15 protein-coding genes are annotated in these 16,469 nt (G+C 73.6%); 9 read left to right on the top strand and 6 right to left on the bottom strand.

The window, feature by feature from the left end; all coding sequences use genetic code 11:
* Positions 1 to 146: 146 nt before the first annotated feature.
* Positions 147 to 1,040, top strand: coding sequence for a lysophospholipid acyltransferase family protein (locus DKT68_RS15515; RefSeq protein ID WP_109818138.1), 894 nt, complete (start codon positions 147 to 149; stop codon positions 1,038 to 1,040).
* Positions 1,041 to 1,047: 7 nt separating this feature from the next.
* On the opposite strand, the gene DKT68_RS15520 is transcribed toward DKT68_RS15515, so the two are convergent.
* The 3 genes from DKT68_RS15520 to DKT68_RS15530 form a co-directional block, all read right to left on the bottom strand.
* Positions 1,048 to 1,917, bottom strand: a complete 870-nt coding sequence (locus DKT68_RS15520; protein WP_109818117.1) for an HAD family hydrolase — start codon at positions 1,915 to 1,917, stop codon at positions 1,048 to 1,050.
* Positions 1,918 to 2,066: 149 nt separating this feature from the next.
* Entirely contained in the window at positions 2,067 to 2,945 is an 879-nt protein-coding gene (locus DKT68_RS15525) for a DUF5667 domain-containing protein (RefSeq protein WP_109818118.1), read from the bottom strand.
* Positions 2,946 to 3,236: 291 nt separating this feature from the next.
* A complete protein-coding gene (locus tag DKT68_RS15530; RefSeq protein ID WP_109818119.1) occupies positions 3,237 to 4,190 on the bottom strand; it encodes an ECF subfamily RNA polymerase sigma factor, BldN family in 954 nt (317 codons plus the stop codon).
* Positions 4,191 to 4,776: 586 nt separating this feature from the next.
* On the opposite strand from DKT68_RS15530, the gene DKT68_RS15535 reads away from it, so the two are divergent.
* The 3 genes from DKT68_RS15535 to DKT68_RS15545 are packed head-to-tail and all read left to right on the top strand — an operon-like array spanning position 4,777 to position 7,338.
* Positions 4,777 to 6,411, top strand: coding sequence for an AMP-binding protein (locus tag DKT68_RS15535; protein ID WP_109818139.1), 1,635 nt, complete (start codon positions 4,777 to 4,779; stop codon positions 6,409 to 6,411).
* The gene (locus tag DKT68_RS15540) at positions 6,401 to 6,655 is read left to right on the top strand and encodes a glutaredoxin family protein (protein WP_109818120.1); all 255 of its coding nucleotides are present in this window, start codon (positions 6,401 to 6,403) and stop codon (positions 6,653 to 6,655) included. The genes DKT68_RS15535 and DKT68_RS15540 overlap by 11 nt, the downstream gene beginning before the upstream one ends.
* 20 nt (positions 6,656 to 6,675) lie before the next feature.
* Positions 6,676 to 7,338: an HAD family hydrolase gene (locus tag DKT68_RS15545; RefSeq protein ID WP_109818121.1), complete on the top strand. Its 663-nt coding sequence runs from the start codon at positions 6,676 to 6,678 to the stop codon at positions 7,336 to 7,338.
* Here the strand turns inward: DKT68_RS15545 and DKT68_RS15550 are convergent.
* Positions 7,319 to 7,972, bottom strand: a complete 654-nt coding sequence (locus DKT68_RS15550; protein WP_109818122.1) for a response regulator transcription factor — start codon at positions 7,970 to 7,972, stop codon at positions 7,319 to 7,321. The genes DKT68_RS15545 and DKT68_RS15550 overlap by 20 nt on opposite strands.
* 58 nt (positions 7,973 to 8,030) lie before the next feature.
* Entirely contained in the window at positions 8,031 to 9,329 is a 1,299-nt protein-coding gene (locus tag DKT68_RS15555) for a sensor histidine kinase (RefSeq protein ID WP_109818123.1), read from the bottom strand.
* A 368-nt stretch (positions 9,330 to 9,697) separates the two neighbouring features.
* On the opposite strand from DKT68_RS15555, the gene DKT68_RS15560 reads away from it, so the two are divergent.
* The 5 genes from DKT68_RS15560 to hemB are packed head-to-tail and all read left to right on the top strand — an operon-like array spanning position 9,698 to position 15,408.
* Complete coding sequence (locus DKT68_RS15560) at positions 9,698 to 10,468, top strand: redox-sensing transcriptional repressor Rex (protein WP_109818124.1); 771 nt, start codon at positions 9,698 to 9,700, stop codon at positions 10,466 to 10,468.
* Positions 10,465 to 11,862, top strand: coding sequence for a glutamyl-tRNA reductase (locus DKT68_RS15565; protein WP_109818125.1), 1,398 nt, complete (start codon positions 10,465 to 10,467; stop codon positions 11,860 to 11,862). Before DKT68_RS15560 ends, DKT68_RS15565 begins: the two co-directional genes overlap by 4 nt.
* Positions 11,859 to 12,827, top strand: coding sequence for a hydroxymethylbilane synthase (gene hemC, locus DKT68_RS15570; RefSeq protein WP_109818126.1), 969 nt, complete (start codon positions 11,859 to 11,861; stop codon positions 12,825 to 12,827). The genes DKT68_RS15565 and hemC overlap by 4 nt, the downstream gene beginning before the upstream one ends.
* Positions 12,824 to 14,404: a bifunctional uroporphyrinogen-III C-methyltransferase/uroporphyrinogen-III synthase gene (locus DKT68_RS15575; RefSeq protein ID WP_109818127.1), complete on the top strand. Its 1,581-nt coding sequence runs from the start codon at positions 12,824 to 12,826 to the stop codon at positions 14,402 to 14,404. Before hemC ends, DKT68_RS15575 begins: the two co-directional genes overlap by 4 nt.
* Positions 14,405 to 14,424: 20 nt before the next feature.
* Positions 14,425 to 15,408, top strand: coding sequence for a porphobilinogen synthase (gene hemB / locus DKT68_RS15580; RefSeq protein ID WP_109818128.1), 984 nt, complete (start codon positions 14,425 to 14,427; stop codon positions 15,406 to 15,408).
* A 124-nt stretch (positions 15,409 to 15,532) separates the two neighbouring features.
* Here hemB and DKT68_RS15585 read toward each other — a convergent pair whose 3' ends face one another.
* Positions 15,533 to 16,462: a CU044_5270 family protein gene (locus tag DKT68_RS15585; RefSeq protein ID WP_146218381.1), complete on the bottom strand. Its 930-nt coding sequence runs from the start codon at positions 16,460 to 16,462 to the stop codon at positions 15,533 to 15,535.
* Positions 16,463 to 16,469 lie beyond the last annotated feature (7 nt).

Here is a 16,469-nt window from a genome sequence, read left to right on the forward strand (position 1 = left end):
CCGCGCGGCGCAACGGACATCGACCGGCGGCCCAGGCCGCCTCGACGCCGACCCCGGCCGACGAGGTTGACACCGCCGCGACCGACGAGCCGGACGACACGACCGCCGCCCCGGCCACCGGCGAACCGGCGGGCCTGGGTGACCCGGTGACCGGCGGCGAGCCCGGTGGCACCGGGCCGGCCGTGCCGGACCGGCCGGGTGACCACTGGGACCGGAAGGTCGCGAACGGTCTGGCGTTCCTGCGCCGGCGGCTCTCCGGCGACTACGAGGTCGACGAGTTCGGCTTCGACCCGGAGCTGACGGACGCGGTCTTCCACCCGCTGCTGCGGCTCCTCTACCGGGACTGGTTCCGCACCGAGGTCAGCGGCATGGAACACGTGCCCGTCGACGGGCCCGCCCTGGTGGTCGGCAACCACTCGGGCACGGTGGCGCTGGACGCGTTGATCCTCTCGGCGGCGCTGCACGACAAGCACCCCGCCCACCGCTACCTGCGCCTGCTCGGCGCCGACCTGGTCTTCCGCATGCCGGTGGTGTCGGAGATCGCCCGCAAGACCGGCGGCACGGTGGCCTGCAACCCGGACGCCGAGCGGCTGCTCGGCGGCGGCGATCTGGTGGGTGTCTTCCCCGAGGGTTTCAAGGGCATCGGCAAGCTCTACGCCGACCGGTACAAGCTGCAACGGTTCGGCCGGGGCGGCTTCGTCTCGGCGGCGCTGCGCACCGGCACCCCGATCGTGCCGGTCGCCATCGTCGGCGGCGAGGAGATCTACCCGATGCTCGCCGACATCAAGCCCCTGGCGCGGCTGCTCAAGCTGCCATACTTCCCGGTCACGCCGACCTTCCCGTGGCTCGGGCCGTTGGGCATGGTGCCGCTGCCCAGCAAGTGGCTGATCCAGTTCTGTCCACCGATCCCGACCGCGCACCTGACCGACTCGGCGGACGACCCGCTGGTGGTCTTCAACCTCGCCGACCAGGTGCGGGAGACCATTCAGCAGACCCTGCACACGCTGCTGGAGCGGCGGCCGGACCCGTTCGGCCCCTGAGCCGCCGTCAGCCGGCGCGGCGGCGGCGCTGCACCGCCAGACCGGCGGTGACGGCGCCGGCGACCAACCCGGCCGCCGCGGTCGACGGTACGGCGATCTTGACGGCACGGCGGCCGGTCCGGAAGTCCCGCACCTCCCAGCCGTGCTGCCGGGCCTGCCGCAGCAGGGTGCCGTCCGGGTTGACCGCCACCGCCCGGCCCACGGCGGAGAGCAGCGGCAGGTCGTTGGCCGAGTCGCTGTAGGCCGCGCAGCGGGTCAGGTCCAGCCCTTCCACGGCCGCGAGCTGGGTGACCGCCTCCGCCTTCGCCGGCCCGTGCATCAGGTCGCCCACCAGCCGCCCGGTGTACGCCCCGTCCACCACCTCGGCCACCGTGCCGATCGCCCCGGTCAGGCCCAGCCGGGTGGCGATGACCCGGCCGATCTCCACGGGGGCGGCGCTGACCAGCCAGACCCGCTGCCCGTCGTCCAGATGGCGCTGGGCGAGCTGGCGGGTGCCGGTCCAGATCCGGGGAGCCATCAGCTCGTCGAAGATCTCCTCCGCGAGGCGTTCCACGTCGTCGACCCGCCAGCCCTCGACGAAGGCCAGCGCGGCCTCCTTGGCCTGGGACATGTCGCCGGCGTGTTCGCGGGCGAGCAACCGGAACCGGAGCTGCTGCCAGGCGAACCGGGCCAGGTCGGCGGTGGTGAAGTAGTTCCGTGCGGCGAGGCCGCGGGCGAACCAGTAGATCGACGCGCCCTGCATCATCGTGTTGTCCACGTCGAAGAACGCCGCGGCGGTCGGGTCGGGCGTGGTCGCCGGGGTCAGCTCGGTCTCCGCCCAGCCGGCGGTGTGACCATGGGCGTCGGTGCTGACCGTCACCTTGCGGCTGCGCGCCACGCGTCTCCCTTCCTCACCAGCTGCTACGGATGCCTGCAGCGAGGGTAGCCGGCGGGCGTGGTCGACCGGTCGGGCACAGAGCGAACTGCGCCACGACCGGTCGGACCTGCGGTATGGGGGAGCGGCCGGGGGTAGCTGCCCCCGGTGGGTCAGCGGGTGCCGGGGCAGGCGGACGGGGTGGGGCCGAGGGTGTCGCTGGTCGTCGGCGCCGGCAGACCGCACGCGATCGCCGTGCGCAGCTTGTCCGAACGCTCCCGGATGCTGTCCAGCAGCGCCAGCGAACGCCGGGTCCGCTCCCGGTCGGCCCGGGTGGTCCCGTCGAGCAGGTTGGCCACCGCCCGCCGCTGACCGGCGACGAAGGTGTTGACGGTGTCGAGGCTGGCCGGCTCGGCCCGCTGCACGGCGGCGGCGGTCAGCAGCCGGACGCCCTGCCGGGTGTCGGAGTCCATGTCGTCGAGGACCGCGCTGTACCCGATCCGGTCACCGCGCAGCTCGGCGGCCTCGCCGAGCCGGGTCCGGGCGAAGTCCAGGAAGAGCTGACCACGGCTGATGTCCGAACTGGCCAGGGCGAGCTGGGCCCGCTCGGTCGAGCGCTTCATGCCGTACAGCGCGTCGCCGGGCACCGCGTTCTCGCTGGCGGCGGAGATGCCGGAGACGGCGATGGCGCCGGCGGCGATGCCGATCAGGATCGCGCCCCGGGCGCGGGCCCGGCGGGCGGTGACCGCCGGCAGCAGCGAGGTGCGGGTGGTGCCGGCGGGACGTGCCGCTGCCGGTTCGCCGGCCACCGGGGCGGTGCCCAGTCCTTCCCGCACGGCGGTGGCGAGCAGCATCGCCCGCAGTCCGGTGCGGAAGTCGGGGTCCACCTCGACTGCCGGGGGATCGACGCTGAGCCGCTGGCCCACCGCGACGAGCGGCGCGAGCTGGCCATCCACCCGGGACCGGACGTGGTGCCTCCGGCCGCCGTTGGCCTCGTCGAGAAGCTGCGCGAAGCGCTCCGCGCGCCGGCGGGAGAAGAGGATGCTGTCCACCGCAGGCACCTCCTCTCGCTGGTCACGGCCGGTCGGCCGCCGTCGTTGCCAGCGACCGGGCGGCAGTGTGACACCACGGAGGTGAGGCCCCGTCCGGCATGCCGGACGAACCTCGGTGACCCGGGCCTGCCGGGGCAACCACCGGTCGCACCCGGAGAAACGCCGTGGACCGGGCACGGGTTACGGGCCCGGCGGGGCGGAAATCACAGAAAGTGATCGTCGTCACCAGGCGGGACCGACCCTGAGCTGCACGGACGTCGATAGACGGCCATCGGTCCCGCCGACAGAAACCTACGGCTGGAAACCGTCGGGCAGGAGCCGGGCCAGCGCGCGGACCGCCCGGTACTGGAGGGCCTTGATGGCCCCCTCGTTCTTGCCCATCGCCCGGGCCGTCTCGGCGACCGAGAAGCCCTGGAGGAAGCGGAGCACGATGCACTCCTGCTGCTCCGGGTTGAGTTGCTTCACGGCGGTGAGCAGCGCGACGTTGGTGATGTGCTCGACCACCGCCGCCTCCGGGCTGCCCTCCGGGCCCCGGTCCTCCCGGTCGGCGTCGAGCACGTCGCCGGTGGTGACCTCCAGCCGGTACCGGCCGGACTTGAAGTGGTCGGCCACCAGGTTGCGGGCGATGGTCACCAGCCAGGCGCCGAGGTCGCGGCCCTGCCAGGTGAAGCTGCCGATGCGCTTGAGCGCGCGCAGGAAGGTGTCCGAGGTCAGGTCCTCGGCGAGCTGCCGGTTGCCGACCCGGAAGTAGACGAACCGGAACACCGTGTCCACGTACCGGTCGTAGATGAGGCCGAACGCCTCGGTCTCGCCGGCCTGGGCCCGCTCGACCAGCGTCCAGACCTCCGTGGCCGGGTCGGACGGGTCCGGCCGGCTCGGGAAGCCGGTCGGCGTGGTGGTGGTGGCCGGCACCGCCGGGATCACCGCCGTCTCGCCCGCCGACGGGTCGGTGGTCGGCGCTGGCGTGTCGTCGACCCGTCGGCCCTGGGCCGGCATGGTCGGGCGGGCGGGTACGGCGACCCGGCCACCGGCCGGCATCGCGTTTCCGCCGGGCACCGCCGGTCGTGGCGGTGGGTCGTTGTGGTGTGGCCGGTTGCGAATCCGTTTCGCCGTGCCGTCGGACCGTGCGGCGGCGCCGTGCGGCTCGTCGAGCGGGGCGCGGGCCGCCGGCCGTTCGTTGACCTGGGCGCGAGCCGGCTGGCCGGTCAGACCGACCGGGCGTTCGGCGTAACCGAAGGTGGTCACCGCGCCGCCCCCGTCCCGTCGGTCGCCGGGCGGGCCGGTCTGCGGGTCGTCGGTGCGGACCGACCGGGCTTCCGGTCGGGCAGGACGGTTCCGGGGTGTGCCGACGGGCGGCAGTTCCCCTTGAGGTGCTGGTCCAATGCGCTCACAGGCACGGGGGCCTCCTCGGGCTGAGGGGTGTCGACTCACGGCAAATGGGGTGAGCCGACCCGAGTGATGATAGGGCCAACGTCACCCGCGCGTGGCAAGTCCGTTACACAGGGCGGAAGTATTTCCCGCTGTGTCGCACCGTCGGCGGACCGGTTGTCCGTCGTGTGCGGTTGACTTTGGATCGGCGCGGTGATCCAGGATGGATCGCCTGGTCGGGGGTGCGTTGACCGTTCGGCCGGCCCGCCGGGTCGGGTGGTCGGTGCGGGCCCGGCCGAACCGCCGCCGGACACCGTCACCCGTCCCATCGGCAGGACCTGATCGGATCGCCGGTGGACAGTGGATGGTCCCGTGAGTGGGACTTTTCCGGTGCGGCGCTCCGGCCGCCGGCCAACCGTCGCAGCGTGGTCTGTCGACGCCCGCTGTGCCAGACTCGATCACCGTGCAGGACGCATCGGCAAACCCCGCGCCGAACCTCGCCGACCGGGTCCGCCGGGCGGCTCTCGACCACGGCGACCGGGCCGCGCTGCACTGGCGCGATCAGACGCTCAGCTGGTCCCAACTGGACGCCGCGACGGACGTCGCCGCGCGGGCACTGACCGCCGCCGCGCCGCCCAGCGACCCGGACGCTGCGCCGCCACGCGTCGCGATCGCGCTGCCCAACACCCCCGACTTCGTCGTCGGCTGGCTCGGCGCCCTGCGCGCCGGCCTGGTGGCGGTCCCCGTCAACCCCGGCTTCACCGCCCCGGAGCTGCGCCACGTGCTGGCCGACTCCGGCGCGTCGGTGCTCATCGGCACCGAGCGGGTCCGGGACCTGGTCGCCGAGGTGGCCGCCGAGCTGCCCGCGCTCACCGCCGTGTACAGCGCGCCGCCACGGCAGGCCGCCGGCGGGCCGGAGCCGCCGCCGCGCCCGGGCCGGGGCGGTGACGACCTGGCCGTACTGCTCTACACCTCCGGCACCGAGGGGCGGCCCAAGGGCGCGATGCTCTCGCACCACGCGCTGCTCGCCAACCACGATCAGGTCGGCCGGATCGAGCCGCCGGTGGTCGGCCCGGGGGACACCGTGCTGCTGGCCCTGCCGCTGTTCCACGCGTACGGGCTCAACTCCGGGCTCGGCGCGGTCGTCCACCATGGCGCGACCGGCGTGCTGCTCGACGATCCTGGGCCGACGGCGGGGCTGGACGAGATCGCCCGGCACCGGGTCAGCGTGCTGGTCGGCGTACCGTCGATGTTCCTGACCTGGGCCGGCGCGGCCGGGGTCCGCGCGGCCACCGCCTCGGTGCGGGTGGCGGTCTGCGGCGCGGCGCCGCTGGAGCCCGCGGTCGCGGCGCGCTTCACCGAGGCCACCGGTCATCCGGTGCACATCGGGTACGGCCTCACCGAGACCGCGCCGGTGCTCACCTCGACCCTGGTCGGCGGTGTGGCCAAGGCCGGCTCGATCGGGCGGCCGCTGCCCGGCGTGCGGCTGCGCCTGGTCGACGCGGACGGCGCGGACCTGTGGCGCGACGGCCTGGCCATCCCCGACGACGACCCGGATGAGCTGGACATCTCCGATGTGGCGCCGGGCACCGACCCGGGGCAGATCGTCGTGGCCGGCCCCAACCTCTTCGCCGGCTACTGGCCGGACGGCCGGGACGGCCCGGACGCCGACGGCTGGTGGGGCACCGGCGACGTCGCGTACGCCGACGAGGACGGCGACCTCTTCCTCGTCGACCGGCTCGGCGAGCTGATCCTGGTCAACGGGTTCAACGTCTATCCGCACGAGGTCGAGCTGGTGCTCGCCGGGCACCCCGGGGTGGCCGAGTCGGCGGTACTGGGTGTGCCGCATCCGCGGACCGGCGAGACTGTGCGGGCGTACGTGGTGCCGGCGCCCGGGCGGCCGGTGACCGGCGACGAGTTGCTCGCCCACTGCGCACGGAACCTGGCCCGGTTCAAGTGCCCGACCGCCGTCGAGTTCGTCGACGCCCTGCCGCACTCGGCGATCGGGAAGGTACGCAAGACCCAGCTCCGGTCGGCGGCGCCGACCGACCCGCCGGCGAACGCCGACACCCGCACGGAGGTAACCGATGTCCACTGACGCCCGACTCGCTCTGATCACCCGGCCCGGCTGCCACCTGTGCGACGACGCGAAGGCGGCGCTCGACCGGGTGGTGGCGGTCACCGGGGACAAGTGGGTCGAGTGGGACGTCACCGACGACGAGGGGCTGGAGCGGGAGTACGGGGACCGGTTGCCGGTGGTGATGCTCGACGGCAAGGAGCACGGCTACTGGCGGGTCGAGGAGGAGCGGCTGCTGCGGGACCTGACCACACCGCAGCTCTGAGCTGTGCCTATGGTGCTCGGATGAGCCCTGCGCACCCCCACCTGGTGTGGGACTGGAACGGTACCCTGCTCAACGACCTCAGCCTGGTGGTGGCCGCCACCAACGTCGCGTTCGCCAGCGTGGGCGGGCCGGCGGTCACCCCGGACGAGCACCGGGTGCGGTTCCGCCGCCCGATCGCCGAGTACTACGCCGAGGTGCTCGGCCAGGCGGTGGACGACGAGGAGTTCGGCCGGCTGGACCGGATCTTCCACGACGCGTACCGCAGCGGGTTGACCACCTGTGAGCTGGCCGCCGACGCGCGGACCGCGATGGCCGCGTGGCCGGGCAGCCAGAGCCTGCTCTCCATGTGGTTCCACGAGGAGCTGGTGCCGACCGTGCACACCTACGGGCTGACCGGCCACTTCACGCGGGTCGACGGGCTGCGGGCCGCGGTCGGCGGCGACCGCAAGGCCGAGTCGCTCCAGCGGCACCTGGCCGAGCTGGGCGTGGACGGCGACACGGTGGTGCTGATCGGCGACTCGATCGACGACGCGGACGCGGCGCTCGCGGTGGGTGGCCGGGCGGTGCTCTACACCGGCGGTTTCACCGACCCGGCCCGGCTGCGCGCCTCCGGTCACCCGGTGGCCGACACCCTCACCGACGCCGTGAAACTGGCCCGGGAGGTCAGTTCCGCAGGTAGGTGAGGACGGCCAGCACCCGCCGGTGCTGCTCGGTGTCCGGCGGCAGGGTGAGCTTGGTGAAGATGTTGCGCACGTGCTTCTCCACCGCACCGTCGCTGACCACCAGGGCGCGGGCGATGGCCGTGTTGGAGCGCCCCTCGGCCATCAGGGCGAGCACCTCGCGTTCACGCGGGGTCAGCTCACGCAGCGGGTCGTCGCGGCGGCGTCGGGCGAAGAGCTGCCCGACCACCTCCGGGTCGAGCACGGTGCCGCCGGCCGACACCCGGCGCAGCGCGTCCAGGAACTCGTCGATCGCGGCGACCCGGTCCTTGAGCAGGTAGCCGATCCCACCGCCGGCGCCGCCGGTGGTGGCCAGCAGGTCGTCGGCGTACGAGACCTCGACGTACTGGGACAGCACCAGGATCGGGGTACGCGGCACCAGCCGACGGGCCTCCACCGCCGCCCGCAGCCCCTCGTCGGTGTGTGACGGGGGCATCCGGACGTCGACGATCGAGACGTCCGGCCGGTGCTCCACCACTGCCTGGACCAGCGCGTCGCCGTCGCCGACGGCGGCCACCACCTGGTGGCCACTTTCGGTCAGCAGCCGTACCAACCCCTCCCGGAGCAGGACGGCGTCGTCGGCGATCACTATGCGCATGGCTGTGGTGTCTACCACGTCCAGCCCGCCACGACTGCGCGGCGCCGCGTCCGCCGGCTCACAGCGGAAGCTCCGCGCGTATCTCGGTGGGCCCGCCGGCGGGGCTGACCACGGCCAGCTCGCCGCCGGCCGCCAGGACCCGGTCGGCGATACCGACCAGGCCGTGCCCCTTTGCCAGGTGCGCGCCGCCCTGCCCGTCGTCGCCCACCCGCACCAGGAGCCGGGTGCCCTGCCGGGTCACGGCGACCACGGCCTCGGTGGCCTGGCTGTGCTTGGCGACGTTGGTCAGCGCCTCGGCCACCATGAAGTACGCGGTGTTCTCCACCGCCGGGTCGAGCCGTCCACCCGGCGTCCCGAGCTGCGGGTCCACCTGGAGCTCGATCGGGATCAACCCGCGGCCGGCGAGCGCGGCCAGGGCGCTGGGCAGCCCCCGGTCGACCAGGATCGGCGGGGCGATGCCCCGGGACAGCGCCCGCAGCTCCGTCAGCGTGTCCCGGGTCTGGGTGACCGCCTCGTCGAGGGTCCGGCCGGCCGCCTCCGGGTCGGTGGCGAGCTGCTGACGTGCCCGGCTGAGGTCCATCGCCAGCCGGACCAGGCGCTGCTGGGGGCCGTCGTGGATGTCGCGTTCCAGCCGGCGCAGCGCGGACGCCTCGGCCGAGACGGCGGCCCGCTTCTGCTCCTCGAGGACGGTGATCCGGTCCCGCATCTCGGCCACACCGGTCAGCATGGCCCGGGCGAAGCTGGCCTGGAGCAGCGCGCAGCCCCGAACCACGATCGGCAGGGTGATCAGGAAGAACACCCCGATCGCGGTGGTCAGCCCGATCCGGGCGGTGGTCGAGTCGCCCAGGCCGAGCAGTTGGGCGAGGTCGCTGTCGTCCTGGCCGTGCGGCAGCGCCCAGTCGTACGCCCAGTAGAGCGAGCCGGTGACCGCGGCGGCCCACCAGGCCAGCGCCACGACAAAGGTGATCACCGCCACGATCAGGCGCAGCACGCCGTGTGCGAGATCGAGCCAGGACTGGGCGTCCCGCATCGGCACGAAGATCCGCCGCCAGGCGTTCGCGCCCGCCTCCGGCAGACGGTAGTGCGGCCGGATCCGGGGCTGGTGGAGCACCGCGGGGAGCCGCAACCGCTCGATGTCGGCCAGCCCGCGGGCGGCGTAGAGGGTGCCGCTGATGATCGGCAGACCGATCACCGTGACCACCAGCCCGACGCCGACCGCGAGGCCCACGACGAGGACGATGAAGCTGGCCACGGCCAGGGGTAGGCCGAGCAGCACGTACCCGGAGTCGACGAAGAGCTGGCGGGGGATGCTCGGTGCCAGCGTCTGCTGGTCGCTGGTGGCGGCAACGGCGGTCATGCCAAAAGGCTAGGCAGCGCTCGTCCGTCACCCCATCCCGAAGTCCTGCCTCTCCCCCGTAGTGCTGCCCCTACCCCACCTGTCGTCGTCGGCGACGGCGGCGCGGGATTGGTCAGAGAAGTCGGGATTGAGCAATAATCGCCCGGGTGGTTCAGCGCGGGGAACCGCTGGATCGATCTTGCGGAATGGAGGTGCGGGTGGAGTCGCGTCGCGGAGCGACAAGATCGCGATTTGTGCACGTCTTCACAAGCGCCTACTCTCTAGTTCCGACGCGCCCTGCTAGCACAGCCGGCAATCTCGGTCGCCAGCGGGAGTCCATAAGCGGCCGACCAGCGGAGTTGGCCGAGGATCGCACCGCACGGAGTCTCATGAGTCAGCATCGTCACCCAGGCGCGCCCGGCAGCGCCGGTGCCGTACCAGCGCTCCCGGACCTGCCCGAGGCGACCGTCGCGCGTCTCCCGGAGTACCTGCGTGCGCTGCACAACCTCGCCGACGCCGGCCATGAGACGGTCTCCAGCGAGGGCCTGTCGGCGGCAGCCGGGGTCAACTCGGCGAAGCTCCGCAAGGACCTCTCCCACCTCGGCTCGTACGGCACCCGGGGCGTCGGCTACGACGTCGCGCTGCTGATCGAGCAGATCGAGTATGTGCTCGGGCTCACCCAGCGCAGGGCGGTCGCCCTGGTCGGCGTGGGTAATCTCGGTCACGCCCTGGCCGGCTACGACGGCTTCGCCAGCCGTGGCTTCCGGATCGCGGCACTGCTCGACGCCGATCCCTCCCGGGTCGGCGAGGAGATCAACGGCCTGGTGGTCCGGCACGTCGACGAGCTGCCGGCGGTCGCCGTGGAGGAGTCCATCGCGATCGGCGTGATCGCCACACCCGCCGCCGCCGCCCAGCGGGTCGCCGACCAGCTGGTCGCGGTCGGCGTGACGAGCATCCTCAACTTCGCGCCGTGCGTACTCTCGGTTCCGGAGGGGGTCGACGTGCGCAAGGTCGACCTCGCCATCGAGCTGCAGATCCTGTCCTTCCACGAGCACCGCAAGGCATCGCTGACCGCGCTGCCCGCCACCGGCGGGTCCGCTCTCACCGCCCTGCCGGGCGGGCTCGCGGCCACCGACACCCAGGAGGCGATCGGCACGTGAAACTGCTCGTCGTCGGCGCGTCCTACCGGACCGCCCCGGTCGCCACGCTGGAGCAGCTGGCCGTGCCTCCCGCCGACCTCACACGCACCCTCGACCGCCTGGTCGCGCAGCCGTACGTCGCCGAGGCGGTGCTGGTCTCCACCTGCAACCGGGTGGAGGTCTACGCCGCCGTGTCCGGTTTCCACGGCGGGCTCGGCGACATCTGCGCCGTCCTGGCCGAGCAGGCCGGCAGCCCGCCGGCGGCGCTCGCCAGCCACCTCTACGTGCACTACGACGCCGCCGCGGTGGACCACGTCTTCCGGGTCGCCACCGGGCTGGACTCGATGGTGGTCGGCGAGGCGCAGATCCTCGGCCAGTTGCGTGACGCGTACCACTGGGCCACCGGGGCCGACTCGGCCGGCCGCCTGCTGCACGAGCTGATGCAGCAGGCGCTGCGGGTCGGCAAGCGGGCCCACGCCGAGACCGGCATCGACCGGGCCGGCCAGAGTGTCGTCACCGCCGCGCTGGAGCTGGCCGCCGGGCACCTCGACGGCGACCTCGCCGGCCGTCCGGCCCTGGTGGTCGGCGCGGGCGCGATGGGTTCGCTCGGGGTGGCCACGCTGTCCCGGCTGGGCGCCGGGCCGATCACCGTCACCAACCGGGGCGCCGACCGGGCCCTGCGGCTCGCCGAGTCGTACGGGGCGAACGCCGCGCCGATGGCCGAGCTGACCGACGTGCTTTCCACAGTGGACATCGTAGTGGCGGCCACCGCGTCCACCGAACCGGTCCTCAACCGGGCCGTGGTCGGCGCGGCGCTGGCCGAGCGGGACACCGCCCGGGGCCCGCTGGTCCTGCTCGACCTGGCCGTCCCGCGCGACGTCGAGGAGGGCGTCTCCGACCTCTCCGGCGTCGAGGTGATCGACATCGACCGCATGGCGGCGCTGCTCGCCGACGGTCCCGCCGCCGCGGACGCCGCCGCCGTCGAGCGGATCGTGCTCGGCGAGGTGGAGAGTTTCCTCTCCTGGCTGCGCGGCGCCGACGTGGCGCCCACCGTGGCCGCGCTGCGCGGCCGCGCCGACGACGTGGTCACCGCCGAGCTGCGCCGGCTGGCCCAGCGCCGCCCCGACCTCGGCGACGACCTGCGGGCCGAGGTGGCCCGTACGGTGCACCGCGTGGTGCAGCGGCTGCTGCACCAACCCACCGTCAAGGTCCGCCAGCTCGCCGCCGAGCCCGGCGGTGACCAGTACGCCGCCCTGCTGCGCGAGCTGTTCGACCTCCAGGTGCCGCAGACGTCACCGGTGGACACCGTCCCCGACGTGGTGGCGCCCGACCTCGGCGCGGCGTTCGCCGGCACCGACCCGGTGCTCCGCCTGGACGCCACCGACCCGACCCCGCCCACCGGAGGTGCCCGATGACCGCCCCGCTACGCCTCGGCACCCGGGGCAGCGCCCTGGCGATGGCCCAGTCCGGTCAGGTCGCCGAGGCCTTGACCGCCGCCACCGGCCGCCCCGTCGAGCTGGTCGAGGTGATCACCGCTGGCGACCGCTCCAACGCGCCGGTGCACCGGCTCGGTGTGGGGGTGTTCGTCTCCGCGCTGCGCGACGCGCTGGCCGCCCGGACCATCGACTTCGCGGTGCACTCCTACAAGGATCTGCCCACGGCCGCCGCCGGCGGGCTGCACATCGCGGCGGTGCCCGCTCGGCAGGACCCGCGCGACGCGCTGATCGCTCGGGACGGCCGGACGCTCGCCGAACTGCCGCCCGGAGCCACCGTGGGCACCGGCGCGCTGCGCCGGATCGCCCAGTTGCACGCCCTCGGCCTGCAACTGGAGGTCACCCCGATCCGCGGCAACGTCGACACCCGCCTGGCGCGGGTGCTCGGCCCCGAGGCCAACCTCGACGCCGTCGTCCTGGCCCGGGCCGGCCTGGCCCGACTCGGCCGGTCCGACGTGATCACCGAGACGCTGGACCCGATGCTGATGCTGCCCGCGCCCGCACAGGGCGCGCTGGCCGTGGAGTGCCGGGTCGACGACCAGGACCTGGTCGAGCTGCTCGCGGTGCTCGACCACGCACCGTCGCGTGCCGCGGTCACCGCGGAACGCGCGTTTCTGGCCACCCTGGAGGCCGGGTGCAGCGCACCCGTCGCCGCCTATGCCGAACTCGCCGAAGGCGAGACCGGCGATGAGATCTACCTGCGCGGGGCGGTGATCAGCCCGGACGGCACTCGTGACCTCCGGCTGTCCCGCACCGGAACGCCCGCCGACGCGGCGGAGATCGGTAAGGCACTCGCCGCCGAACTCCTCGACCTCGGCGCCGACTCGATCCTCGGCCACGAAGGACACACCGGCTCGGGGACCCAGCAATTTGGGAGCACAGAATGACCCGCACCCGTAAGCCCGTCGGCCGTATCGCCTTCGTCGGGGCCGGCCCCGGCGACCCGGGCCTGCTGACCCGCCGGGCGCACGACGCCCTGGTCGACGCCGACCAGGTGATCTACGACCGGGGAGTCCCCGAGTCGTTGCTCGCCGTCGTACGCGCCGAGGCCAGGGACGACGCCGAGTTCACGCCGGCCGAAGGCGCGCCGGGGGACGTGGCGAAGGTGCTGATCTCCGCCGCCCGTTCCGGGTTGAACGCGGTGCACCTGGTCGCCGGCGACCCGTTCGGCCACGACTCCGTGGTCAAGGAGGTGCAGGCGGTGGCCCGCACCGCCGCCCACTTCGAGGTGGTGCCGGGGGTCGGCCAGGCCGAGGGCGTGGCCACGTACGCGGGTGTCCCGCTGCCGGGTGTGCGTACCGCCGCCGACGTCGAGGACGTCAGCGTGCTGGACTTCGAGGCGCTGGCCGCGGCCGTCGGCCGGGGCTCGCTGGCGCTCGCGGTGGACGCCGGTGACCTCGCCGCCGTCCGGGACGGCCTGCTGGCCGCCGGGGTCGACGGCACCACCGGCGTCGGGGTGACCGGCGACGGCACCGGCGAGACTCAATACACGACCACGTCGACCGTCGACAGCTTCGTGGCCGCCGCGCTCGGCTTCACCGGCCGCGTGGTGCTCACCGTCGGTGCGGGTGTGGGCCAGCGCGACAAGCTGAGCTGGTGGGAGAACCGCCCGCTGTACGGCTGGAAGGTGCTGGTGCCGCGGACCAAGGAGCAGGCCGGCGCGATGAGCGCCCGACTGCGCGCGTACGGGGCGATTCCCTGTGAGGTGCCGACCATCGCGGTCGAGCCGCCGCGTACCCCGGCCCAGATGGAGCGGGCGGTCAAGGGCCTGGTCGACGGCCGGTACGCCTGGGTGATCTTCACCTCGGTGAACGCGGTCCGCGCGGTGTGGGAGAAGTTCGCCGAGCACGGCCTGGACGCCCGGCACTTCGGCGGCGTCAAGATCGCCTGTATCGGTGAGGCGACGGCCGACGCGGTCCGCGCGTTCGGTATCCAGCCGGAGCTGATCCCCGCCGGGGAGCAGTCCTCCGAGGGGCTGCTGGCCGAGTTCTCGCCGCACGACGAGATCCTCGACCCGGTGGGCCGGGTGCTGCTGCCGCGCGCCGACATCGCGACCGAGACGCTCGCCGCCGGGCTCACCGAGCGTGGCTGGGAGGTCGACGACGTGACCGCGTACCGGACGGTGCGCGCCGCGCCGCCGCCCGCCGAGATCCGGGACGCGATCAAGTCCGGCGGGTTCGACGCGGTGCTCTTCACCTCGTCCTCCACCGTGCGGAACCTGGTCGGCATCGCGGGGAAGCCGCACGCGCGTACCGTTGTTGCCGTCATCGGGCCCAAGACGGCGGAGACCGCGACGGAGTTCGGCCTGCGCGTCGACGTCCAGCCGCCGCACGCCTCGGTGCCCGACCTGGTGGAGGCGCTCGCCGCCTACGCCGTCGAGCTGCGCGAGAAGCTCGCCGCCATGCCGGCGAAGCAGCGTCGCGGCTCGAAGGTGCAGGGGCCGACCGCCCTCCGCTTCCGGTAGTCGTCCGAGGAGGGCCTCCCATGTCGTACCCCGAGATCCGGCCCCGCCGGCTGCGCCGCACGCCGGCGATGCGCCGGCTGGTGTCCGAGACCCGGGTCGACCCGGCCGAGCTGGTCGTGCCGATGTTCGTCAAGGAGGGGCTGACCGAGCCCCGGGCCATCGCGTCGCTCCCGGGGGTGCTCCAGCACTCCCGGGACTCGCTGCGCAAGGCGGCGGTCGAGGCGGTCCAGGCCGGTGTCGGCGGGATCATGCTCTTCGGGGTACCGGAGCAGCGGGACCCGTCCGGGTCCGGCGGCATCGACCCGGACGGCATCCTGAACGTCGCCATCCGCGACGTGGTGGCCGAGGTGGGTGACGCCACCGTGGTGATGAGCGACCTGTGCCTGGACGAGTTCACCTCGCACGGGCACTGTGGGCTGCTCACCCCCGGCGGCGACGTCGACAACGACGCCACCCTGGAGGCGTACGCCGAGATGGCGGTGGCCCAGGCCGCCGCCGGGGTCCACATCGTCGGGCCGTCCGGGATGATGGACGGCCAGGTCGGCGTGGTACGCCGGGCGCTCGACGCGGCCGGGCACTCCGACGTGACGGTGCTGGCGTACGCCGTGAAGTACGCCTCGGCCTTCTACGGCCCGTTCCGGGAGGCCGTGGAGTCGGCGCTGGAGGGCGACCGGCGCACCTACCAGCAGGACCCGGCCAACCTGCGTGAGTCGTTGCGCGAGGTGGCGCTGGACGTCGCCGAGGGCGCCGACATGGTGATGGTCAAGCCGGCACTGCCCTACCTCGACGTGGTGTCGGCGGTACGGGCCGCGGTGGACGTCCCGGTCGCCGCCTACCAGGTCTCCGGCGAGTACGCGATGGTCGAGGCGGCCGCCGCGAACGGCTGGATCGACCGGGAGCGGGTGATGCTGGAGACGCTCACCTCGATCAAGCGGGCCGGCGCTCAGGTCATCCTCACCTACTGGGCGGTCGAGGCCGCCGGGCTGCTGCGCGAGCGGTACTGAGTCGTCCCCTGCACTCGGGCCCCGGCGGCCCGATCGCGCTGAAACAAGGAAATAGTGGCCTCCTCCTCCCCAGGAGAGGCCACTATTTCCAGGATCGAGCGCGATCATCGCCGCGCCCTGACGATCAGGGCAGCTGCCCCGGGCGGTCGACGATGGCCAGCTGGGTGACGGCGGTGCTTGTGTAGGGCGACTCCTTGCCATCCCGCACCACAAGACGGCGGGTGCCGAGGTAGGCGTAGGTCTCCCGGTCGAAGATCAGGTCGATGTGGGCGCCGATCACGCCCGGCGTCCGCAGTGCCACCCCCCGCCGGCCGGCCGCGTCCCGAATCTCACCGGGCAACAGGGTGGCCCCGGGCACCTGGGCCATTGCCTGGAACAGCGCGCCGAGCGACTGCGGCGGCACGTAGCCCTCGAGCATCCACATCCCGTCGGCGAAGATCGTCTGGGGGTCGTTCCTGAGGGCCTCCAGGTCCGCACCTGCGGGCAGATCCAGGGGGATCGGGTGATCCAGCAGGTACTGCGCCATCTGCTCCGGCTCGGTGGGCAGGCCCTGGAAGTAGCCGGGCGGCGGGGACAGGTCGGAGACGTCGTCGGTCCGCCACTCGTCCGGGCGGCTCTCCAGCCGTCGCCGCTGCTGCCAGGTGGGGTCGTCGCCGACCGGCACCCAGCGCTGGAGCCGCTCCTCGGTGTACGGGCCGGTATCCGGCCGATCCCGCCAGGTGAGTCGCAGTTCGATGAAGAGGAACTGGCCGGGGCGCGCCACGAGGTCGGGCTGCTGCCGGGCCGTCTCCGCGGCCTCGGTCAGGATCTCGGCCGCGCTCGCCGTCGGCGGCGCGTCGTCCACCGTCTGCACCACCAACCCGCCGATGGTCAGCAGGGCGACCAGCCCACCGACCCCGGCCAGGCGCCAGCCCGGCGCACGCCAACGCGGACCCCGTCGGGCTGCGCGGACGGGAGGCGCGGTCGGCGCCGGGTCGGAGGTTCGGTGGGAGACGTGGTCCCGCAGCTCGCCGAGGAGTCGTTCCTCGAAGTTGCCCAGTGGGGTGTGGGTCATGGCGATC

It is taken from the genome of Micromonospora acroterricola, assembly GCF_003172955.1.
Taxonomy (GTDB): domain Bacteria; phylum Actinomycetota; class Actinomycetes; order Mycobacteriales; family Micromonosporaceae; genus Micromonospora; species Micromonospora acroterricola.

Excerpts from the sequence above, each read along its gene's own strand:
- DKT68_RS15540 (WP_109818120.1), top strand. The coding sequence starts at position 6,401 with ATGTCCACTGACGCCCGACTCGCTCTGATCACCCGGCCCGGCTGCCAC.
- DKT68_RS15545 (WP_109818121.1), top strand. The coding sequence starts at position 6,676 with ATGAGCCCTGCGCACCCCCACCTGGTGTGGGACTGGAACGGTACCCTG.
- DKT68_RS15550 (WP_109818122.1), bottom strand. The coding sequence starts at position 7,972 with ATGCGCATAGTGATCGCCGACGACGCCGTCCTGCTCCGGGAGGGGTTG.
- DKT68_RS15555 (WP_109818123.1), bottom strand. The coding sequence starts at position 9,329 with ATGACCGCCGTTGCCGCCACCAGCGACCAGCAGACGCTGGCACCGAGC.
- DKT68_RS15560 (WP_109818124.1), top strand. The coding sequence starts at position 9,698 with ATGAGTCAGCATCGTCACCCAGGCGCGCCCGGCAGCGCCGGTGCCGTA.
- hemC (WP_109818126.1), top strand. The coding sequence starts at position 11,859 with ATGACCGCCCCGCTACGCCTCGGCACCCGGGGCAGCGCCCTGGCGATG.
- DKT68_RS15575 (WP_109818127.1), top strand. The coding sequence starts at position 12,824 with ATGACCCGCACCCGTAAGCCCGTCGGCCGTATCGCCTTCGTCGGGGCC.
- hemB (WP_109818128.1), top strand. The coding sequence starts at position 14,425 with ATGTCGTACCCCGAGATCCGGCCCCGCCGGCTGCGCCGCACGCCGGCG.
- DKT68_RS15585 (WP_146218381.1), bottom strand. The coding sequence starts at position 16,462 with ATGACCCACACCCCACTGGGCAACTTCGAGGAACGACTCCTCGGCGAG.